We start from the raw sequence: 20926 nt of genomic DNA, 5'->3' as shown, positions 1-20926 counted from the left end.
ACCGCGCGGGAGTACGGAAGGCGGCACAGCCGCGCGGGGTCTGTATAGCAATGCGCACTCTCGTATAGACTTCCAGAGAACTGTACGCGCGACCCTCGCCCGACCCAGGAGCAGCCACCATGGCCATAGACCTCGCAGGCCGCCACTTCCTCAAGGAGCTGGACTTCACGGCCGAGGAGTTCCGCGGCCTGATCGACCTGGCCGCCGAGCTCAAGGCGGCCAAGAAGTCGGGTACGGAGGTGCAGCGGCTGCGCGGCAAGAACATCGCGCTGATCTTCGAGAAGACCTCGACCCGCACGCGTTGCGCCTTCGAGGTCGCCGCCGCCGACCAGGGGGCCTCGACCACGTACCTCGACCCCTCGGGTTCGCAGATGGGCCACAAGGAGTCGGTGAAGGACACCGCCCGCGTGCTCGGCCGGATGTTCGACGGCATCGAGTACCGCGGTGACAGCCAGGCGGCCGTCGAGGAGCTCGCGGCGTACGGCGGGGTCCCCGTCTTCAACGGGCTCACCGACGACTGGCACCCGACCCAGATGCTCGCCGATGTCCTCACGATGACCGAGCACAGCGACAAGCCGCTGGAGCGGATCGTCTTCGCCTACCTCGGCGACGCCCGCTTCAACATGGGCAACTCGTACCTGGTCACCGGTGCGCTGCTGGGCATGGACGTCCGGATCGTCGCCCCGAAGTCCTACTGGCCGGCCGAGGGGATCGTCGCGCAGGCCCGCAAGCTCGCCGAGGCCAGCGGTGCGACCGTCACCCTCACCGAGGATGTCGCCGAGGGCGTCCGCGGCGCCGACTTCGTCGCCACCGATGTGTGGGTCTCCATGGGCGAGCCCAAGGAGGTCTGGGCCGAGCGCATCACCGCGCTCGCGCCGTACGCCGTCACCACGGACGTCCTGAACGCCACCGGGAACGCGGATGTGAAGTTCCTGCACTGCCTCCCGGCCTACCACGACCTCGGCACCAAGGTCGCCCGCGAGATCCATGCCGCCCACGGGCTGACCGAGCTGGAAGTCACCGACGAGGTCTTCGAGTCCGCGCACTCGATCGTCTTCGACGAGGCCGAGAACCGGATGCACACGATCAAGGCCGTCCTGGTGGCGACCCTGGCCGCCGGCTGACGGGTCGCCGCCCGAGTTCTGCATGAAAATGCGCCCGATTGGGTGAACATGCAGGCAATTGGTTACTATGGTTGCACTTGGTGGGGTTCGAGCTCGCGGGCTCGAACCCCATCGTTGTGTCTGACGCGTTCCCCCCACGGAGCCGACCGGAGCCCCCTCACCCGCTCCGCGCGCACGCCCCCCACATGCTCCACCAGAGAAGAGATCATCCCCGTGAGTCCGTTCCGCCCGCAGAGCCTGTCGCCCCGGCCGGGACTGCGCATCAAGAGCCCCACCCAGCTGGTCGCCGAATCCGGCGCCGACCTGGAGGGGCACGGCCTCAAGCGCACCATGGGGCTCTTCCAGCTCGTGTGCTTCGGCATCGGCGCCATCGTCGGAACCGGCATCTTCGTCGGCCTCTCCGACAGCGTCGCCGAGGCCGGTCCCGCCGTCGTCGTCTCCTTCGTCCTCGCCGCGATCACCTGCATCTTCACCGCGTTCTCCTTCGCCGAGCTGGGCGGCGCGATCCCGGTCTCCGGCAGCTCCTACTCCTTCGCCTACGCCACCCTCGGCGAACGCACCGCGTTCCTCGTCGGCTGGTGCCTGCTGCTGGAGTACGGCGTGTCGGTCTCCGCCGTCGCGGTCGGCTGGAGCCAGTACGTCAACGAGCTGCTGAACAGCATCGTCGGCTGGCACCTGCCCGCCGCCCTGTCCGCCGGGCCCGGCGACGGCGGCGTGATCAACCTCCCCGCCGTCGTGGTGATCATGATGGCCGCCACCCTCCTGGTGCGCGGCGTCCGGGAGAGCGCGGGCGCCACGGCCGCGATGGCCGTCCTCAAGATCGGCATTCTGATCGCCTTCTGCGCCATCGCGTTCACCGCGTTCGAGGCAGGACACCTCTCACCGTTCGCCACCCACGGCGTGGCCGGGATCACCTCCGGCGCCTCGCTGGCGTTCTTCTCGTACATCGGCTTCGACGCCATCACGACCGCCGGCGAAGAGGTCAAGAACCCCCGCCGGAACATCCCGATCGCGATCATGATCTGCATCGGCGTCGCCACCCTGCTCTACTGCACGGTCGCCCTCACCGCCATCGGGGCACTGGGCCCGGACGCCGTCTCGAACAAGCCGGCCGCGCTCTCGCTGATCGTCGACCAGGTCACCGACTCGACCGTCGGCGGCGGCATCATCGCCTTCGGTGCGGTCGTCGCCATCGCGTCCGTCGTGCTCGCGGTGATGTACGGGCAGACCCGCATCCTGATGTCGATGTCCCGCGACGGCCTGGTCCCGCGGGTCTTCGAACGCGTCTCGCCGCGGACCGCGACGCCCGTCGCCAACACCTGGATCGTGGCCGTCGTCTTTGCCGTTCCGGCGGCCTTCGCCTCCCTCGACGCGGTGGTGAACCTGACCACCATCGGCACGCTCGCCACCATGGTGGCGGTCAATGTCGCGGTGATCGCGCTGCGCCGCAGCCACCCCGGGCTGAAGCGTTCCTTCCGGGTGCCGCTCTACCCGGTCAGCCCGATCCTGGGCGTCGGCTTCTGCCTCTATCTGATGTACGGGACGGGCTGGGCGACCTGGGTGCAGTTCGCGGTCTTCCTGCTGGTCGGCGCGGCGGTGTACGCCTGCTACGGGCGACGCCGGTCCCGGCTGGCCGGTGCGGACCGGGCCTGAGAGCGCCCGCCGGTCACGGCGCTAGTGCTGGGGCTGATGCGACGGCAGGGTGAACCAGACCGCCTTGCCGTGTTCCGTCGTGCGATGGCCGCAGGACGAACTGAGGGTGCGGATGAGCAGCAGGCCCCGGCCGTGCTCCTGCCAGGGGTCCGGTTCGCTGCCCGGACCGGGCCGGGAGAGATCGCCCGGCGGAGCCGGGTCGCGGTCGTGGACCTCCACCTGCCAGCCGGTCTCCAGAATCTCCACCACCAGCTCGATCGGATCGTCGCCGGCGGTGTGCTCCACGGCGTTGGCGACCAGTTCGGCGGTGAGGAGCTCCGCGGTGTCGAGGGAGTCGGCCGAGGCGCCGATGTCCGTCAGCGCCGTACGGATCAGGGCGCGGGCGATCGGCACTGCCGCCGTCGAGTGCGGCAGTGCGATACGCCAGGAGGCGGGGATCGGTGCATCGGGGGGCACAGCAGGATTCCGTTCCGGAGGGCACGACTTTCTGGAGCTCAAGACTTCTCGGTTTCAACCATACGAAGTGCAACGACGCAGACAAGGGGCGGGCGACCGGTACGAATGGGACCTTCGCCACTTCGCCCTCACCGTCGTCCTATTGCGTGCTCGTGACGGGAGTCACGGATAGGTGATAAATTCGAGGGCAGGTAGCAGCCCGACGGCTGAAGGGGACCACCCTCCATGAGCCCGTTTCCCAGCTCCGCGCCGCGCACGGAGCACTGGCGCCATCTGCGGCTGACGACGGACGACGGCGTCGCCACCGTCACCCTGGCCCGCCCCGAGAAACTCAATGCGCTCACCTTCGGCGCCTATGCCGATCTGCGCGATCTCCTTGCCGAGCTGTCGCGCGAACGCTCGGTGCGCGCCCTCGTGCTGGCCGGCGAGGGGCGCGGCTTCTGCTCCGGCGGCGACGTCGACGAGATCATCGGCGCCACCCTGGCGATGGACACCGCGCAGCTGCTCGACTTCAACCGCATGACCGGACAGGTCGTACGGGCGCTGCGTGAGTGCCCCTTCCCCGTCATCGCAGCCGTCCATGGGGTCGCCGCAGGCGCCGGCGCCGTCCTCGCGCTGGCCGCCGACTTCCGTGTCGCCGACCCGTCCGCCCGGTTCGCCTTCCTCTTCACCCGGGTCGGACTCTCCGGCGGCGACATGGGAGCTGCGTATCTGCTGCCGCGCGTCGTCGGTCTCGGCCATGCCACCCGGCTGCTGATGCTCGGCGAGCAGGTCCGCGCCCCCGAGGCGGAACGGATCGGGCTGATCAGTGAGCTGACCGAGGAGGGGCAGGCCGACACACGCGCCGCGGCGCTCGCACACCGCCTCGCCGAAGGACCCGCCCTCGCCCTGGCCCAGACCAAGGCGCTGCTCACCGCCGAACTCGACATGCCGCTCGCCGCCGCCGTCGAGATGGACGCCGCCACCCAGGCGCTGCTGATGCACGGCGACGACTACGCCGAGTTCCACGCCGCGTTCACGGAGAAGCGGCCGCCGAAATGGCAGGGCAGGTAACGCGATGCGGTACGGCATGAGGCGGATCGCCGTCATCGGCGGCGGTCCCGGCGGACTCTACGCCGCGGCGCTCCTCAAGCGCCTGGACCCGGAGCGCTCCATCACCGTCTGGGAGCGCAACGCCCCGGACGACACGTTCGGCTTCGGCGTCGTCCTCTCCGACGAGACGCTCGGCGGCATCGAGCACGCCGACCCCGTGGTGTACCGGGCGCTCCAGGCCGAGTTCGTGCGCTGGGACGACATCGACATCGTCCACCGCGGCCGGACCCAGACATCCGGCGGCCACGGCTTCGCGGCGCTGGGCCGCCGACGGCTCCTGGAGATCCTTCATGAGCGCTGCCAGTCGCTGGGGGTACGGCTCCGCTTTCGCGAAGAGGCCCCGCCCGTCGCCGAACTCGCCGCGACGCACGATCTGGTGATTGCCGCCGACGGGGTGCACAGCGCCACCCGCGAGGCGTACGCCGACACCTTTCGGCCCACCCTCACCGCCCACCGCAACCGCTACATCTGGCTCGCCGCCGACTTCGCCCTCGACGCCTTCCGCTTCGAGATCGCCGAGACCGAACACGGCGTGATGCAGCTGCATGCCTACCCCTTCTCGGCCGGTGCCTCCACCGTCATCGTCGAGATGCGCGAGGAGGTCTGGCGCGCGGCCGGGCTCGACACGATGGACGCCGAAGCCTCGACGGAACGCTGCGCCAAGATCTTCGCCGATGTCCTCGGCGGCCGCCCGCTGCGTTCCAACAACTCCTCCTGGCTCACCTTCCGTACCGTCGTCAACGCCCGCTGGTCGCACGCCAACACCGTCCTCATCGGCGACGCCGCCCACACCGCACACTTCTCCATCGGCTCCGGCACGAAACTCGCCGTCGAGGACGCCCTCGCGCTGGCCGCCTGCATCGAGGAACAGCCCGACCTGCCCGCCGCCCTCTTCGCGTACGAGGCCGAGCGCCGCCCCGTCGTCGAATCGACCCAGCGCGCCGCCGCGGCCAGCCTGCGCTGGTTCGAGGAGCTCGGTACGTACGTCGACCAGGCGCCCCGCCAGTTCGCCTTCAACCTCCTCACCCGTAGCCGGCGCGTCACCCACGACAACCTGCGGCTGCGCGACGCCGGATTCACCGCGGCCGTCGAGGAGGAGTTCGGCTGCGCCCCGGGCACCCCGCCGATGTTCACCCCGTTGCGGCTGCGCGGTCTCGAACTCCGCAACCGTGTCGTCGTCTCGCCGATGGACATGTACTCGGCGGTCGACGGCGTTCCCGGCGACTTCCACCTCGTCCACCTGGGCGCCCGCGCGCTCGGCGGCGCCGGGCTCGTCATGACCGAGATGGTGTGCGTCAGCGCCGAGGGCCGCATCACCCCCGGCTGCGCCGGCCTCTACACCCCCGCACAGGCGGCGGCCTGGACCCGGATCACCGACTTCGTCCACACCTCGGCGCCCGGCACGGCGATCGGCATCCAGCTCGGCCACTCCGGCCGCAAGGGCTCCACCAAGCTGATGTGGGACGGCATCGACCAGCCGCTCGACGCGGGCAACTGGCCCCTGTCCGCCGCCTCCCCGATCCCGTACGCGGAAGGAGTCAACCAGGTCCCGCACGCGCTGGACCGGGCCGGACTCAAGGTCATCCGCGCCCAGTTCGCCGCGGCCGCCCGGCACGCCGTCACCTGCGACTTCGACCTGCTCGAACTCCACTGCGCGCACGGCTACCTGCTCTCCGGCTTCCTCTCGCCGCTCACCAACCGACGCACCGACAGCTACGGTGGACCGCTGTCGAACCGACTTCGCTTCCCCCTCGAAGTCTTCGACGCGGTCCGCGCCGAGTGGCCCGACGACCGGCCCATGACCGTCCGGATCTCCGCCACCGACTGGGCAGACGGCGGCACGACGGCCGAGGACGCCGTCGAGATCGCCCGCGCGTTCGTCGCGCACGGTGCCGACGCCATCGACGTCTCCACCGGCCAGGTCGTCCCCGACGAACGCCCCGAGTACGGCCGCTCGTACCAGACCCCGTACGCCGACCGGATCCGCAACACCCTGGTCGTGCCCGTCATCGCGGTCGGCGCGATCTCATCCTGGGACGACGTCAACTCCCTGCTGCTGGCGGGCCGCGCCGACCTCTGCGCCCTGGCCCGCCCGCACCTCTACGACCCGCACTGGACCCTGCACGCGGCGGCCGAACAGGGTTACGCCGGACCGGGCGCACCCTGGCCGCTCCCGTACCGCGCGGGCAGCCGCACACCCCCGACAGGTCGCACGGACGCACCGAAGCCGCGGCTCACCCTGGGGTGAGCGTCAGACACTCGTGGCGCCGGCACGGATCCGGATGCGGGGAGCCGCGCCAGTGCCCGGTTCTCTCGGCGCTTACCACGTCCGCCGGCACGGTGGCCATCGCCTCCGACACCTCTCGGGTCTCGTCCCCGTACCACCCGCTCGGGGCCTCGTCGTACCGGCGGAGAACCGCGGGGCCGCGGACCGGGGGCGGCCGGAAGGAGTGCAGATCGCGGGTGGCCATATCGATCGTGATGCAGGCGCCGGTATGCCGACCCCGACCCCGACCGATGACCGTCACTCCCTCGTACCCCATGCCGGCGTAGCCACCGATCACGTACACCTTCGAACCGTTCCGGAACGACTTGGTGCCGGGCCGCAGTTCCTGACCGCCCTCCCCGAACCGCCGGAAGCGCACCACATTCGCGGCGATCAGTCGGACCGGCCCGCGGACCTCACCGGACTCGGTCGTCCCTCCTCCGCGCCGGCGTCCCGCGCACTGATCAGCAGCCGGTCCGACACGGGCCGGAACCCGATCCGCTGATACACGCCGTTGCTCGTCGGATTGGCGAGATCCGTGAACAGCACCACCTCGTTCGAGCCCGCCTCCCGCGCCGCCCGGCTGACCTCGGCCGTCACCGCCGCCGCATACCCGCGGCCCCGGTGCTCCGGCGGTGTGTACACGGGCGCCACCCGTACCGAACCCGCGACCTGCAAGGAGACACCGGCCATCGACACCGGGACCCCGCCGATCTCCCAGAGCGTCAGCCTGCCGGCCGCCGTACGCTCGTCCACCATTCGCTCGGCGCGCGCGTTCGGCTGGCCGACGTCTGCGGCGAACGCACGATGCCAGGCAACCAGGAGGGCCCGGTCGGCGGTCGTCGCGGACCTGGGGCCGCCCGGCGGTGCGGGTGAGGGTGGGATCAACTCGCCGAGTCGGTAAAGTCGTTGCTCCTTGTCGACCCGGTGGCCGGGCCACTCGGCGGCCAGCGCATCGGCCGTGGCCCGGTCCGCGTTGACAGTGGTCAGCGGGAACGCGGTGGTCAGCGGACCGACAGCCTCCGGGGCAACGACGCCGAGCAGGGGTGGGTGCGGCGGGGTCTGCACCAGGGTTCCCGCCACCTCACCGTCCGGCCCGCGCCACCAGCCCAGCACCGGGGCGCCGTCGCCGTACGCCTGAGCGCCGCTGCTGCGCAGCGTCGCGGCGATGGTCAGCACCAGGGTGTTCTCGGCGGGCCGACCGGCCAGCCACGCACCGGCCGCCTTCAGGAACACATCGGCATCGTCAGTGAAGGTCCAGGTCATGGTCCATGATGGCCGGTTGGGTCCTTGCCGTGCACACGTTTTACGAGCCGCCCGGCCCGCCCCGTACGAACTGCGCCCCCGCGTCCCGCAACCGGGCGTGCAGCAGCTCGAACACCTCCGCCGACCGGCCCCCGGGCCACTCCTTCGGCAACAGCTCCTCCGGCAGGCCGGGATCGGCGTACGGCAGCTGCCGCCACGAGTCCAGGGCCGCCAGATAGTCGCGGTAGGCCGTCTCGGGATCAGGGGCGCCGGTGCGTGACTCCCAGGCCCGCAGCACCGGTTCGTGCTGCTCCAGGAAGTCCACGTGGAGCCGGGCGATCGCGTCGAGGTCCCACCAGCGCGCCACGGACTCCCGCGTCGCGGCGAAGCCGAGGTGTTCCCCGCGGAACAGGTCCACATACGGGGCGAGTTCCAGCCGCTGCAGCGTGTGCCGAGTCTCGTCGTACAGCGCGGCGGGTGCGATCCACACCCCCGGCGCCGCCGTGCCGAAGCCGAGCCGCGCCAGCCGCGAGCGCAGCAGGTGCCGCTTGTGCCGTTCCGCTTCCGGTACGGAGAAGACGGCGAGCACCCAGCCGTCCTGGAGCGGCGGCGACGGGTGCGCATAGATCCGCCGGTCACCGTCGTCCAGCAGCTGGCGGGCGTCGGACGACAGCGCGTACCCGGCCGCACCGCTCACGGTACGCGCGGGGACGAGCAGCCCGCGCCGCTTCAGCCGGGAGACGGAGGAGCGTACGGACGGGGCGTCGACACCGAGGACGGACAGCAGCCGGATCAGTTCGGCCACCGGCAGCGGTGCATTGCCGGGGGCGCGACCGTACGCGCCGTAGAGGGTGACGATCAGGGATCTGGGGGTGTGCTGCTCGGCCACGTGATCACTCTAGGTCCCGTCCGCCGGTCCGGTCCCCGTCGCTCCGCAGCCGGAACCGCTGCAGTTTGCCGGTGGCGGTCCGGGGGAGCGCCGGCACGAATTCGATGACGCGCGGGCATTTGTGGGGGGCGAGTTCACTTTTCATGTGTGTGCGCAGCTCGTCGGTCGACGCTCCGCCGCCCTCGCGCAGCACCACGTACGCCACCACGATCTGCCCGCGCAGCTCGTCCGGATGCCCGACCACCGCCACCTCGGCGACCTCGGGATGGCGCAGCAGGGCGTCCTCGACCTCGGGACCCGCGATGTTGTACCCGGAGGAGATGATCATGTCGTCGGCTCGCGCGACGTAGTGGAAGTAGCCGTCGCTGTCACGCGTGTACGTGTCGCCGGTGAGGTTCCAGCCGTGCTGTACGTACTCCGACTGGCGGGTGTCGGCGAGATAGCGGCAGCCGACCGGGCCGCGGACGGCGAGCAGCCCCGGCTCCCCGTCGGGCACCGCGCGGCCGTCCCGGTCCAGCACGCGCGCCTCCCAGCCGGGCACGGGAATCCCGGTGGTGCCGGGGCGGATCACGTCGTCGGCGGCGGAGATGAAGATGTGCAGCAGTTCGGTGGCGCCTATGCCGTTGATGATGCGCAGGCCGGTGCGCTCGTACCAGGACTGCCAGGTCGCCACGGGCAGGTTCTCGCCCGCCGACACACAGCGCCGCAGCGCGGCGAGATCGTGCTTGTCGAGGTGGTCGAGCATCACGCGGTAGGCGGTCGGTGCGGGTGAACAGGACCGAGACGCGGTGGGCGGCCAGCGAGGGCAGCAGCTGCCGCGGACCGGCCTGTTCCAGCAGCAGAGCCGACCCCCCGGCCCGCAGCGGGAAGACCACCAGACCGCCGAGCCCGAAGGTGAAGCCGAGCGGCGGACTACCCGCGAACACGTCGTCGGGACAGGGCTGCAGGACGTGGCGGGAGAAGGTGTCGGCGATGGCCAGCACATCGCGGTGGAAGTGCATGCAGCCCTTGGGACGTCCGGTGGTGCCCGAGGTGAACGCGATCAGCGCGACATCGTCCGCGGCCGTGTCCACAGCGCGGTAGGGTCCCGGCCGCCCCTCGGCCAGGTGCAGCAGATCGTCGGGGCCGTCACCTCCGTACACCGTGATCCGCAGCCCCGGTACCCCGGCCTTCACCAGGTCATCGACCGAGCGGATGTCGCACAGCGCATGACCGACCTGGGCCATCGAACAGATGGTGGCGAGCTCCTGGGCCCGCTGCTGGGCCAGTACGGTCACCGCGATCGCGCCCGCCTTCAGCACGGCCAGCCAGCAGGCGGCGAGGTGGGGCGTGGTGGGGCCGCGGAGCAGAACCCGGTTGCCGGGGACGATCCCCAGATCGGAGGTCAGGACATGGGCGATCCGGTCGACCCGGTCCTGGAGGTCCCGGTAGCTCCAGGTTGCGCCCTGGGGCGTATGGAAGGCGGGGCGGTCGGGGCCGAAGCGGGCGACCGTGCCGTCGAGGAGCTCGGCGGCGCAGTTCAGCCGGTCCGGATAGTTCAGCTCGGGGAGGTCGAAGACCAGTTCCGGCCACTGGTCCGGTGGTGGCAGATGTTCCCGGGCAAAGGTGTCGAGGTGCGCTGAGGTCTTCGGGTCCATAACGGATCGCCCCCTTGTCGCCCTTGGAGCGTATCGTTTGAATGACGGTAGTCAACAGTTCGCGATAGGGGACAGGAGAGGCGCCGGTATGACGGCATTCTCACTCGATCCGGCACAGACCGCCTGGTGCGAAGAGCTGCGCGCCCTGGCCGAACAGGAGCTGCGCCCCCTCGCCGAGAAGGGCGAACCGGGGCACGTCAACCGCCCGCTGATCGCCGCCCTCGGTGAACTCGGCCTGCTCGACCGCCTTTTCTCCTCCGGCGCCCTCGACCTCTGCCTGCTGCGCGAGTCCCTCGCCCGCGGCTGCACGGAGGCCGAGACCGCGCTGGCCCTCCAGGGACTCGGCACATACCCGTTGGTCCAGGCGGGTACCCCGGCCCACCGGGCGCGCTGGCTTCCCGAGGTGCGGGCCGGGCGTGCGGTCGCCGCCTTCGCACTGAGCGAGTCCGGCGCCGGCTCCGACGCCGCGGCGCTCGCCCTGGCGGCCGAGCGCGCCCCGGACGGCTGGCGGCTGACCGGTGAGAAGCGCTGGATCTCCAACGCCCCCGAGGCCGACTTCTACACCGTCTTCGCCCGTACGACACCAGGCGCCGGAGCCCGCGGCGTCACCGCGTTCCTCGTCCCTGCCGACCGCCCGGGACTGACCGGCACCGCCCTTGACATGCTCTCCCCGCACCCGATCGGCGCCCTCGCCCTCGACGGCGTGCCGGTCACGCCCGACGATGTGCTCGGCGAACCCGACCGCGGCTTCGGGGTCGCCATGAACTCCCTCAATCTGTTCCGTCCCAGCGTCGGCGCGTTCGCCGTCGGCATGGCCCGCGCCGCCCTCGACGCGACCCTCGCCCACACCGCGCAACGCACGGCGTTCGGTGGTCCGCTGAAGGAGCTGCAGGCCGTTTCCCACCAGGTCGCCGAAATGGCCACCCGCACGGAGGCCGCCCGGCTTCTCGTCTACGCGGCCGCGGCGGCGTACGACGCGGGGGAGCCCGGCGTACCGGGCCGGGCGGCGATGGCGAAGCTGTACGCCACTGAGGCGGCGCAGTACGTCGTCGACACGGCGGTCCAGCTGCACGGCGCCCGCGCGCTGCGCCGCGGCCATCTGCTCGAACACCTCTACCGGGAGGTGCGTGCCCCGCGGATCTACGAGGGCGCCAGCGAGGTCCAGCGCACGATCATCGCCAAGGAGCTGTACGCGGCGGCGACGGAGACAGCGATGGGGGCCGCGCATCGGACGCCGGATTCGCACCGGACGCCGACCGTGAATCAGGAGCCTGCCGTATGAGCCCGATCCACCGGATCAACCCCGCCGAACTGTCCCCGCCCACGGGCTTCTCGCACGCCGTCACGGCCACCGGCAGCCGCCTGGTCCTCCTGGCCGGGCAGACCGCCCTCGACCGGGACGGCAAGGTCATCGGCGCCACGCTGCCCGAGCAGTTCTCGACGGCCCTGACCAATCTGCTCACCGCGCTGCGTGCGGCGGGGGGCTCCCCGGCCGACCTGGCGCGGGTGACCGTCTACGCCACGGATGTCGCCGACTACCGCGCCCACGCCCCCGATCTCGGGCGGATCTGGAAACGGCTGGCCGGCCGCGACTACCCGGCGATGGCAGTCATCGGGGCGGCGAGGCTCTGGGACGAACAGGCACTCGTCGAGCTCGACGGCATCGCCGTACTGCCGTGAACACACCGTGCGGGCGTGACGTGGCGCCACGCCCGCACGGCAAGCGCATCAGTACGGCTGCACCAGCACATGTGCCGCACCCGGGATGCCGACCTTCAGCAGCTCGTCCTCCTCGGGTGTCGTCGCGGCGCCCATCTCCTGCTTGAGCACGGCACGCGACATGGACTGCACCCACATGGCCCGGGGCCGGCGGCGCGCCTCCCAGGTGGCGAGGGCGGCGGGCACATCGACCTCGCCGTCCAGGGACTCGGCGAGCACGGCCGCGTCCTCGACAGCCATCGCCGCACCCTGTGCGATGTGCGGGGTGCTGGCGTGCGCGGCGTCACCGGCCAGGACCACCCGGCCGACGTGCCACGGCTCCTCGACCGTCACCTGGGAGATCCGCGAATACACCACGGAGGCCGGGTCGGTGACCGTGGCGAGCGCCTCGGCGACCGGCCCGGAGAAAGCGGAGAGCCGCTCCGTGAGCTGCTCGTGCGCGCGCTCCGGATCCGGCCGGAAGTCCTCCGCCTCGGCGAACACCGCTCCCAAATACATCAGTTCGTCCGTGATCGGGGTGAGCAGCGCCTTGGCGTCCTTGCCCGCCGCGCCCATCACCACACCCTGCACATGCGGCTGACGGGGCACCGTCACACGCCAGTTGGCGAATCCGGTGTACTCGGGGGTGTAGCGGTCGCCGTACAGCCGCGTCCGCAGCGGCGAGCCGATCCCGTCGAAGCCGACCACCAGGTCCCAGCGGCCGGTGGAGCCGTCGGAGAGCGTGACGTCCACACCGGAGCCGTCGTCGGACAGCTCCGTGATCGTCGTACCGAAGCGGATCGTCGCCCCGGCCGCCGTGGCGGCGGCGCCGAGCACCTGGGCCAGCGCGGGACGCGGGATGCCGTTGTTGGACGGGGCATCACCCATCCGGGGCTGCGGTATCCGGGCGACCGTCCCCCCGGCCGGGTCGGAGATGGTCAGGATCTCCCACTCGAACCCCGCCTTCAGGCAGTCGTCGAGCACCCCGATCCCCCGCATGACGTGCAGGGCGTTGGACGGCTGGATGATGCCGACACCGAGGGCCTCCAACTCGTCGCGGAGCTCGGCCACCTCGACGGTGTGACCGCGCCGGGCGAGGGCGGTGGCGAGGGTGAGTCCGCCGATGCCGCCGCCGTGAATCAGGACGCGCAGGGGTGATGTCATCTCAGTTCTCTCCAGTGCGAGAAGGGTGAAAGGAACGGACCGGTCAACCGACTGCGACGGGCAGCGCCATCAGGTGCCACGTGGCTGAGCGCGCTGAAGAGCCCCAGATCGACCGTGATCAGATCCGTGCAGTAGGTGTACACGGCCTTCTGCTGCATTGTCGCCCTTGTCCACCAGGGAGCGTTGGGCGGGCAGTTGGGTGATCGCCTGGCGGACCTGGGCGACCCCGTCCCTGACCTCCGCCGGGGCGTCGTCGGTGACCACATCGGAGAGCGACTGGAAGGAGTCGATCGCCTTGTCGGTCAGCTCGCGCTGCCGTTCCAGCGTGTCGGTGGCGCCTTCGCGACAGGCTTTGAGCCGGCGCTCCTCCTGCGAGCCCAAGTGAACCGAGCGGGGGCGGTCGGCGCGGCGCGCCGTACGGGTGAAGTGCGACCGGGGATATATCTGTAATTGGTGCCCTTCGCCCGTCATGTCGCGCAGCGGCCCCGGACGCCCTCCGGGACCCTGTGACCACGCTCATCGTCTGCCACTTCGTTCTCGCCGCGTGCGCGCGCCCGCTGGTGCGGCGACTGGGCAGCCGCGCCTTCGTCGTTCTCGCGCTGCCGCCCGCCGCCGCAACGGTGTGGGCGGCCACACAGTGGAACACCGCCGCGTCCGGCGGGTCCGTCACCTCGTCGTGGCCGTGGATGCCGGCGTACGACGTCTCCGTCGACCTGCGCCTGGACGCGCTCGGCGAACTCATGGTGCTCCTCGCGGCCGGGGTCGGCGCGCTCGTCCTGCTGTACTGCGCCTCGTACTTCTCCGACGACACCCCGCAGCTCCCCGCGTTCGCCGGGAACCTGCTCGCCTTCGCTCGCCCTGGTCCTCGCCGACGACCTGATCTCCCTCTATGTGTTCTGGGAACTGACCACGCTCTTCTCCTTCCTGCTGATCGGGCACAGCAGCGAGCTCAAGCACAGCCGCCGGTCCGCGCTCCAGGCCCTCACTGTGACCACGCTCGGCGGTCTCGCCATGCTTGTGGGCTTCCTGATCCTCGGTCAGGCGGCGGGCACCTACCGGATCTCCACGATCGTCGCCGACCCGCCGGGCACGAGCCTCGCCGTCCAGGTGGCCGTGGCGCTGATCCTGTGCGGGGCGCTGTCGAAGTCGGCGATCTGGCCGTTCAGCCTCTGGCTGCCGAACGCCATGGCCGCTCCCACCCCCGTCAGCGCCTATCTGCACGCCGCGGCCATGGTCAAGGCCGGCGTCTACCTGGTGGCCCGGCTGGCCCCCGGCTTCGCCGACGTCCCCGTCTGGCGGCCCGTCGTCATGGTGCTCGGCTGCGCGACCATGCTGCTCGGCGGCTGGCGGGCGCTGCGACTGAACGATCTCAAACTCGTCCTCGCCTACGGCACCGTCAGCCAGCTCGGCTTCCTGACCGTGCTCGCCGGGGTCGGCAACCGGGACGCGGCGCTCTCCGCGGCCGTCATGATCCTGGGGCACGCCCTGTTCAAGGCCCCGCTGTTCCTCGTCACCGGCATCGTCGACCATGCGGCGGGCACCCGTGACCTGCGCAGACTCTCCGGCGTGGGCAGGACACTGCCGCACGTGTGCGCGGTCGCCGTGCTCGCCGCCGCGTCCATGGCCGCGCTGCCCCCGATGCTCGGCTTCGCCGCGAAGGAGGCCGCGTTCGACGCGCTGCTGAGCGGCGACAGCGCGGACCGCTGGGCGCTCGGCGTCACCGTCGCGGGATCCGCGCTGACGGTCGCGTACACCCTGCGGTTCGTCTGGGGCGCGTTCGCCCGCAAGCCCGGGGTCGACTCCACTCCGGTGCACCGGGTCGGCTGGGCGTTCCTCGGGCCGCCCGGCCTGCTGGCCCTCTGCGGTCTGGTGCTCGGACCGGGCGTCGGCTGGACGTACCGGCTGCTCAGTGCGTACGCGGACACGTTCCCCGCACCCGCGCATCCGTACCACCTCGCGCTCTGGCACGGATTCGGTACGGCCCTGCTGCTCTCGGCCGTCGCCGTGGCGGGCGGTGTGGTGCTCTTCGCGGGGCGGACCACGGTGACCCGGCTCTCCCGGCGGATCGCATGGCCGACCGCCGACCGGGTCTTCGGACGTCTGCTGCTCGGCCTGGAACGGATCTCGCTCGACGTCACCGGCTTCGTCCAGCGCGGCTCGCTCTCCGTCTACCTCGCCACCACGCTGCTCGTGATGCTCGCCGGGCAGCTCGCCGTGCTCGGGGTGGACCGGCCCTGGCGCGGTGCTTCGGCGCCGCGCGTCTGGGACGTACCGCTGCAAGGGGCGGTGGCGGCGCTGACCTGTGCGTCCGCGCTGCTCTGTCTCACCGTCAGCCGCCGCATGAAGGCCGTGGTGCTGGCGGGACTGACGGGGTACGGGACCGCGTTGCTCTTCGTCGTCCAGGGCGGCCCGGACCTGGCGCTCACCCAGTTCTGCGTCGAGACCGTGTCGATGATCGTGTTCGTGCTGGTGCTGCGGCGGATGCCGGTGCACTTCGAGGAGGCGGTCAGTACGTGGCGGCGCGCCGTACGCATCCCGGTGGCGCTGGCCGCGGCGGCGACCCTCGGCGTGGTGGTGTGGGTCGCGGCAGCCGCACGCACCGCAGACCCCGCCGGGGCGGCCATGGTCGAGGAGACCGCGCACCACGGGCTCAAGGACGTCGTCGCCACCATCCTGGTCGACCTGCGGGCCTGGGACACGATGGGGGAGTCCGCCGTGCTCGCCGCCGCGGCGATCGGCGTGACGAGCCTGCTCTATCTGCACCGCCGCGCGGACGGATCCGGGCTGCGCGAGGACGTACCCAGGCGTACGGCCTGGTCGCTGACGGCGCCGGGACTGACCGGGGTGCTGCGGGGCGACGAAGGGGCGCCGGAGCGGTCCTGGCTCGCGGCGGGGGCCACGCTCGCCCCCGAACACCGGTCCGTCGTCTTCGAGGTCGTGGCCCGACTGCTGTTCCACCCGATCCTGGTGCTCTCCGTCTATCTGCTGTTCTGCGCCGAGAACATGCCGGGCGGCGGGTTCGTCGCCGGACTCGTCGCCGGACTCGCCCTGATCACCCGCTACTTGGCGGGCGGCCGCTTCGAACTCGCCGAAGCCGCACCGCTGCAGCCCGGACTCTTCACCGGCCTCGGACTGTTCGTCTCCACCGGCGTGGCGCTGCTCGGCCTCGCCGAGGGCACGGTCCTGCACGCGTGGACCTACTACGGCAGACTTCCTGTGATCGGCGCGTACCACCTGGCCACGCCCGTACTCTTCGACTTCGGCGTCTACCTGCTGGTCCTGGGCGTGGTGCTGGACATCGTGCGCGCACTCGGCGCCAAGATCGACCGGCAGATCGAGCGGGCCGCCGCGGAGAAGGCGGCCGCCGCGGCGGGAACGGGACCGGAGCCCGAGGCGGGAGGTGCCGTCCGGTGACGGTCAGCGCCTCGCTCCTCGCCACGGCCGCCGTGCTCTGCGCCGTCGGCGGCATCCTCATGCTCACCCGCCCCCTCACCCGGATCCTGCTCGGCGCGGTGATCGCGGGCAACGGGATCAACCTGCTCGTCATCTCCGCCACCGGAAGGGCGGGGCGGGAACCCCTCCTGTACGGCGTGCCGCTCCGCCAGGTCACCGACCCGCTGCCTCAGGCCATCGCCCTCACCGCGATCGTCATCACCCTCGCCACCACGGCATTCCTTCTCGCGATGGCCTACCGCAGCCATCAGCTGACCGGTACCGACGAGGTCCACGACGACCTGGAGGACCGGCGCATCGCGCTGCGCGCCGAGGTGTTGGGGGAGCGGGACGAACTGCGCGAGCAGTACCGGTCCCTGTCCGAGCGCACACCGGAGGAACGCGCCCGCTACCGGGAGGAGCGGAGGCGTCTCCGGGCCCGGCTGCGCGCCGACCGCGCCCTCCAGGCCCGCGGCCGCGACGCCACCGGAGACCTCTGGCACGACGTGCTGGGCGCGGACCCCGAGGACTACGCCACGAAACGGAACACCGGAACGGACACCGACCGAGGAGACACCGGGTGAACGCACTCGTCCCACTGCCGGTGCTGCTGCCGCTCTGCGCCACCGGCCTGAGTCTCGCCTTCGGCACCCGGCTCAAACAGTTCCAGCGCTTCGTCAGCGTCGCCGTGCTCACCGCCGTGCTCGCGCTCGCCGTCGCCCTGATGATCTCCGCCGACACCCGGGGCCCGCTCAGCGTCCATCTCGGCGACTTCGCCCCGCCGCTCGGCATCACACTGGTCGCCGACCGGCTGTCCGGACTGATGCTGACCGTCTCCTCGGCCATCACCCTCTGCGTTCTGGTCTACTCCATCGGCCAGGGCATGGCCGACCGCGACGAAGAGACACCCGTGGCGGTCTTCCACCCCGCGTATCTGATCCTCGTCGCCGGGGTCTCCTGCACGTTCCTCGCCGGAGACCTCGTCAACCTGTACGTCGGCTTCGAGATCATGCTGGTGGCCAGCTTCGTCCTGCTCACTCTCGGCGGCACCGGCCCCCGCGTCCGGGCCGGTTCCACGTACGTGATCATCTCGCTCTTCTCGTCGATGCTGTTCCTCACGGCCATCGCCATGACGTACGCGGCCACCGGCACCGCCAACTTCGCCCAGCTGGCCGGGCGGCTGGGCGGACTCCCGCTCGGCGTACAGACGCTGATCCAGGCCATGCTGCTGACCGTCTTCGCCATCAAGGCCGCCGTGTTCCCGCTCGCCGCGTGGCTACCCGACTCGTACCCGACCGCACCCGCCCCCGTCACCGCCGTCTTCGCCGGCCTGCTCACCAAGGTCGGCATCTACTGCATGCTGCGAACGGAGACCCTGCTCTTCCCCGGTAACCGGCTCGGCGACCTGCTGATGGCCGCCGCACTCGCCTCGATGGTGATCGGCATCCTGGGAGCCGTCGCCCAGACCGACCTCAAGCGTCTGCTCTCCTTCACCCTCATCAGCCACATCGGTTACATGGTCTTCGGGATCGGTCTCGCCTCCCGCGACGCGTACGGCGGCGCGATCGTCTACGTCGCCCACCACATCACCGTCCAGACGACGCTGTTCCTCGTCGCCGGACTGATCGAGCGCCGCGGCGGCACCACCGAACTCACCCGGATCGGCGGACTCGCCAAGGCCGCCCCGCTGCTCGCCGCCCTCTTCTTCGTGCCCGCCATGAACCTCGCCGGGATCCCGCCGCTCTCCGGCTTCATCGGCAAACTCGGACTGATGCGGGCCGGTGTCGCCGACGGGAGTGTCTGGGCCTGGGTCCTCGTCATCGGCTCCGCGGTGACCAGCCTCCTGACCCTGTACGTGATGGCCAAGGTCTGGAACCTGGCGTTCTGGCGGGCCGCGCCACCCGGCCAGGCGGCGGACGGCACGGTCCTGGAGTCCGACGACGAGAGCGACAACGACGAGGACGCCGACGAGGGCCCGGACCGCATCCCCGGCACCGGCGACGAACCGGTCTTCCCCCGGCACCAGCCCGCCGGCCGCGCGGTGGCCGCCACCCTCCACGGCCATGCCGTCACCACCACGACGAAACTGCCGCGGCTGATGACCGCTGCCACCGCGGCGGCCGTCGCCCTCGGCCTCGCCTTCACCGTGCTCGCCGGACCACTGACCTCGTACACCGATCGCGCGGCCGCCGAACTCCTCGCTCGCACTCCCTACACCGAGGCGGTGCTCGGCCGGTGAAACGCTGGATCACCCTGCCCTACCGGAACGCGGAACTGCCGCCGCTCAGCTGCGAATTCGGCAGCCGTCGCCGGGTGCTCGACCTCCCGCTGATCGTCTGGCTCACCGCCATCTGGGTACTGCTCTGGTCCAGCCTGAACTGGGCCAATGTGCTGACGGGCGTGCTCGTCGCGGTGGCCGTCTGCCTGGCCTTCCCGCTGCCCCGCGTCGACCTGGGGCTCCGGCTGCACCCCTGGGGCATCGTGTTGCTCGTCGGCTATCTGCTCTACGACATGTACACCTCGGGCGTGAAGGTCACCCGGCAGATCTTCGTCGACCATCCGCACCGGGCCGCCGTCATCGCCGTACCGCTGCGCTGCCGCTCCGACCTGATGCTCGCGGCGACCGCCGTCGCCGTGTCGAACGTGCCCGGTGGATCGGTCGTCGAGGTGCGCCGCGCCACGGCCACCGTCTTCCTGCACGTCCTCGACGCCGACCGGCCCGCCGCGCTCGATGCGGCCCGGCGCTCGGTCTGGCGGCTGGAGGAGCTGACCGTACGGGCATTCGGCACCCGCGACGAGATCGCCCGCGTTGCCGAGCCACCCCCGCCGGCGCCGCAGCCCCCTGCCGCGGGAATGACCTCATGAGCGTCCCCGAGACCGTCGACCGGGCGCTCCTCACCGCCGCCGTCGTGCTGATCGTCATCGCCGGAGTGGGGCTCCTCACCCGTGTCTGGCGCGGCCCCTCGATGCTGGACCGCGCGATCTCGCTGGATGTCTGCGCCGCCCTCATCATCGCGGGGCTCGGCGCCAAGTCCGCCTTCGCCCGCGACCCCTTCTACTTCCCGATCATGCTGGTGCTCGCCTTCCTCGGGTTCACCGGATCGGTGGGCATCGCCCGCTTCATCGCCGTACGCGACCGGCCGAAGAAGACGTGACAGCGCAATGAAGGAGGCAAGTGAATCTCTGGCTCCAGATCGCCGACACGGTCGGCGCGGTCCTGGTTCTCATCGGCGCCGCCGTCTGTCTGCTCGGAGTGATCGGCATGCTGCGGCTGCCGGACGTCCTGTCGCGCAGCCACGCCGCGACGAAGCCGCAGAGCCTCGGCATGCTGCTGGTCCTCGCCGGGGTCGCGCTGCGACTGCGCAGCGGCATGGACCTCGCCACGCTCGCACTGATCGGGTTCTTCCAGATGATGACCGGACCGGTCGCCGCGCACCTGGTGGCGCGCTCCGCGTACCGGACCGGCCAGATCGACCACGGCGAGCTGCTCTTCGACGAACTCGACGCCCAGCTGACCGAGGAGAAATGACAGCTCCGGCGGGTCCCGGTCGGCGGGAGTGGCACCTCGTACGGACGCGGGCCCGCGCCGAGACCGTGCGCCCCGAACGCCCCGGACCCGGCCGTCAGTAGGGGGAGCGTCGTACCGAGCTGCGGCCGGCGGCGGACAGCAGAAAACCGATCGCGGTCCCGACGGCGAGACAGACGGCCGCCGAGCCGATCTTGGCGTTCACGGGGACCGATGTGGTGAAGGGCAGCAGCACCATGACGGCAGTGGCGAGGACGACGATGCAGACGAAGTACGGACCCGGCTGCGACGTCGCGACGATCAGCAGATGCAGCAACGCCGTCCCCGCCAGCGCCGCCAGCGCGGCCCCGGCGGCCAGCAGCCCCGTCGAGGCGTCGCCCAGCGCTCCGGCGCTCTTCGGCGCGAAGAGGGGCACGTCCAGGACCCCGCGGACGAGGAACACCCCGACGACGGCGGTGAGCGCGGCGATGACGGCGGTCATGGCGCCGCCCGCCCACAGCCGCGCCGCGTCGACACGGAGCCGGGGTGGTTTCGGGCGGAGGTATCCGGTCCGCTGCTGCGGCTGCCCGTAGCTGTTCTGCGAGTTCCATGCGTCCACGATCGGTTTTCTCCTCTCGGTACACGGACCCCGATCGTGGACCGGGCGCCCGGGGCCGGCGAGCGCACGCGGTCCGTGCGGGTGACGCACTTGAGGATCCCCTGACGTCCACGGGGCGCGGACGGGTCGACAGGGGTGTAAGCAGT

At 71.2% G+C, this 20926-nt stretch carries 18 protein-coding genes and 2 pseudogenes; 12 read left to right on the top strand and 8 right to left on the bottom strand.

The window, feature by feature from the left end; all coding sequences use genetic code 11:
* Window positions 1-119: 119 nt before the first annotated feature.
* Together argF and OG395_RS17640 are read left to right on the top strand one after the other, a co-directional pair.
* Complete coding sequence (gene argF, locus OG395_RS17645) at window positions 120-1124, top strand: ornithine carbamoyltransferase (RefSeq protein ID WP_327243821.1); 1005 nt, start codon at window positions 120-122, stop codon at window positions 1122-1124.
* 204 nt (window positions 1125-1328) lie between these two features.
* Complete coding sequence (locus tag OG395_RS17640; protein ID WP_376335796.1) at window positions 1329-2777, top strand: amino acid permease; 1449 nt, start codon at window positions 1329-1331, stop codon at window positions 2775-2777.
* A 21-nt stretch (window positions 2778-2798) separates the two neighbouring features.
* Here OG395_RS17640 and OG395_RS17635 read toward each other — a convergent pair whose 3' ends face one another.
* Window positions 2799-3233 carry an ATP-binding protein gene (locus OG395_RS17635; RefSeq protein WP_327243819.1) on the bottom strand — a complete coding sequence of 145 codons (435 nt, stop codon included), beginning with the start codon at window positions 3231-3233 and terminating at the stop codon, window positions 2799-2801.
* Between the two features lie 225 nt (window positions 3234-3458).
* On the opposite strand from OG395_RS17635, the gene OG395_RS17630 reads away from it, so the two are divergent.
* Entirely contained in the window at window positions 3459-4286 is an 828-nt protein-coding gene (locus OG395_RS17630; protein WP_327243818.1) for an enoyl-CoA hydratase family protein, read from the top strand.
* Window positions 4287-4290: 4 nt separating this feature from the next.
* The gene (locus OG395_RS17625; RefSeq protein ID WP_327243817.1) at window positions 4291-6573 is read left to right on the top strand and encodes a bifunctional salicylyl-CoA 5-hydroxylase/oxidoreductase; all 2283 of its coding nucleotides are present in this window, start codon (window positions 4291-4293) and stop codon (window positions 6571-6573) included.
* On the opposite strand, the gene OG395_RS17620 is transcribed toward OG395_RS17625, so the two are convergent.
* The 4 genes and pseudogenes from OG395_RS17620 to OG395_RS17605 all read right to left on the bottom strand — a co-directional run bounded on the left by OG395_RS17620 (window position 6560) and on the right by OG395_RS17605 (window position 10362).
* On the bottom strand, window positions 6560-6973 hold the full coding sequence (locus OG395_RS17620; protein ID WP_327243816.1) for a hypothetical protein: 414 nt from the start codon (window positions 6971-6973) through the stop codon (window positions 6560-6562). The two genes, OG395_RS17625 and OG395_RS17620, sit on opposite strands and share 14 nt — an antisense overlap.
* A gap of 11 nt (window positions 6974-6984) precedes the next feature.
* Window positions 6985-7857 (bottom strand): GNAT family N-acetyltransferase, encoded by an 873-nt coding sequence (locus tag OG395_RS17615; RefSeq protein ID WP_327243815.1) that lies wholly within the window; start codon window positions 7855-7857, stop codon window positions 6985-6987.
* Between the two features lie 40 nt (window positions 7858-7897).
* Window positions 7898-8725 (bottom strand): PaaX family transcriptional regulator, encoded by an 828-nt coding sequence (locus tag OG395_RS17610; protein ID WP_327243814.1) that lies wholly within the window; start codon window positions 8723-8725, stop codon window positions 7898-7900.
* A 4-nt stretch (window positions 8726-8729) separates the two neighbouring features.
* Window positions 8730-10362, bottom strand: a pseudogene (locus OG395_RS17605) (AMP-binding protein).
* An 88-nt stretch (window positions 10363-10450) separates the two neighbouring features.
* Here OG395_RS17605 and OG395_RS17600 point away from each other — a divergent pair.
* Together OG395_RS17600 and OG395_RS17595 are read left to right on the top strand one after the other, a co-directional pair.
* The gene (locus OG395_RS17600; protein ID WP_327243813.1) at window positions 10451-11644 is read left to right on the top strand and encodes an acyl-CoA dehydrogenase family protein; all 1194 of its coding nucleotides are present in this window, start codon (window positions 10451-10453) and stop codon (window positions 11642-11644) included.
* Window positions 11641-12042, top strand: a complete 402-nt coding sequence (locus OG395_RS17595; RefSeq protein ID WP_327243812.1) for a RidA family protein — start codon at window positions 11641-11643, stop codon at window positions 12040-12042. The genes OG395_RS17600 and OG395_RS17595 overlap by 4 nt, the downstream gene beginning before the upstream one ends.
* Before the next feature lie 48 nt (window positions 12043-12090).
* On the opposite strand, the gene OG395_RS17590 is transcribed toward OG395_RS17595, so the two are convergent.
* Window positions 12091-13224, bottom strand: a complete 1134-nt coding sequence (locus OG395_RS17590; protein WP_327243811.1) for an FAD-dependent monooxygenase — start codon at window positions 13222-13224, stop codon at window positions 12091-12093.
* Window positions 13225-13293: 69 nt separating this feature from the next.
* Window positions 13294-13605: a nitrate- and nitrite sensing domain-containing protein gene (locus OG395_RS17585; RefSeq protein ID WP_327243810.1), complete on the bottom strand. Its 312-nt coding sequence runs from the start codon at window positions 13603-13605 to the stop codon at window positions 13294-13296.
* Between the two features lie 125 nt (window positions 13606-13730).
* Between OG395_RS17585 and OG395_RS17580 the strand changes: the two are divergent.
* The 6 genes and pseudogenes from OG395_RS17580 (at window position 13731) to mnhG (ending at window position 20185) form a co-directional block, all read left to right on the top strand.
* Window positions 13731-16638, top strand: a pseudogene (locus OG395_RS17580) (Na+/H+ antiporter subunit A).
* On the top strand, window positions 16635-17240 hold the full coding sequence (locus tag OG395_RS17575) for a Na(+)/H(+) antiporter subunit C (RefSeq protein ID WP_327243809.1): 606 nt from the start codon (window positions 16635-16637) through the stop codon (window positions 17238-17240). The pseudogene OG395_RS17580 and the gene OG395_RS17575 overlap by 4 nt, the downstream one beginning before the upstream one ends.
* A complete protein-coding gene (locus OG395_RS17570; protein ID WP_327243808.1) occupies window positions 17237-18895 on the top strand; it encodes a Na+/H+ antiporter subunit D in 1659 nt (552 codons plus the stop codon). Before OG395_RS17575 ends, OG395_RS17570 begins: the two co-directional genes overlap by 4 nt.
* On the top strand, window positions 18892-19521 hold the full coding sequence (locus OG395_RS17565) for a Na+/H+ antiporter subunit E (RefSeq protein ID WP_327243807.1): 630 nt from the start codon (window positions 18892-18894) through the stop codon (window positions 19519-19521). Before OG395_RS17570 ends, OG395_RS17565 begins: the two co-directional genes overlap by 4 nt.
* On the top strand, window positions 19518-19811 hold the full coding sequence (locus OG395_RS17560) for a monovalent cation/H+ antiporter complex subunit F (protein WP_327243806.1): 294 nt from the start codon (window positions 19518-19520) through the stop codon (window positions 19809-19811). The genes OG395_RS17565 and OG395_RS17560 overlap by 4 nt, the downstream gene beginning before the upstream one ends.
* Before the next feature lie 20 nt (window positions 19812-19831).
* Window positions 19832-20185, top strand: coding sequence for a monovalent cation/H(+) antiporter subunit G (gene mnhG / locus OG395_RS17555; RefSeq protein ID WP_327243805.1), 354 nt, complete (start codon window positions 19832-19834; stop codon window positions 20183-20185).
* A 94-nt stretch (window positions 20186-20279) separates the two neighbouring features.
* On the opposite strand, the gene OG395_RS17550 is transcribed toward mnhG, so the two are convergent.
* On the bottom strand, window positions 20280-20780 hold the full coding sequence (locus OG395_RS17550; protein WP_327243804.1) for a DUF6069 family protein: 501 nt from the start codon (window positions 20778-20780) through the stop codon (window positions 20280-20282).
* Between the last annotated feature and the right edge of the window lie 146 nt (window positions 20781-20926).

It is taken from the genome of Streptomyces sp. NBC_01320 (assembly GCF_035974375.1).
Taxonomy (GTDB): Bacteria; Actinomycetota; Actinomycetes; order Streptomycetales; family Streptomycetaceae; genus Streptomyces; species Streptomyces yanii.
This window is presented reverse-complemented; position numbering and strand designations above follow the sequence as displayed.

Bases quoted from the DNA above. Each gene is read 5' to 3' on its own strand.
- OG395_RS17615 (WP_327243815.1), bottom strand. From the start codon at position 7,857: ATGACCTGGACCTTCACTGACGATGCCGATGTGTTCCTGAAGGCGGCC.
- OG395_RS17590 (WP_327243811.1), bottom strand. From the start codon at position 13,224: ATGACATCACCCCTGCGCGTCCTGATTCACGGCGGCGGCATCGGCGGA.
- OG395_RS17595 (WP_327243812.1), top strand. From the start codon at position 11,641: ATGAGCCCGATCCACCGGATCAACCCCGCCGAACTGTCCCCGCCCACG.
- OG395_RS17630 (WP_327243818.1), top strand. From the start codon at position 3,459: ATGAGCCCGTTTCCCAGCTCCGCGCCGCGCACGGAGCACTGGCGCCAT.
- OG395_RS17625 (WP_327243817.1), top strand. From the start codon at position 4,291: ATGCGGTACGGCATGAGGCGGATCGCCGTCATCGGCGGCGGTCCCGGC.
- OG395_RS17600 (WP_327243813.1), top strand. From the start codon at position 10,451: ATGACGGCATTCTCACTCGATCCGGCACAGACCGCCTGGTGCGAAGAG.
- argF (WP_327243821.1), top strand. From the start codon at position 120: ATGGCCATAGACCTCGCAGGCCGCCACTTCCTCAAGGAGCTGGACTTC.
- OG395_RS17560 (WP_327243806.1), top strand. From the start codon at position 19,518: ATGAGCGTCCCCGAGACCGTCGACCGGGCGCTCCTCACCGCCGCCGTC.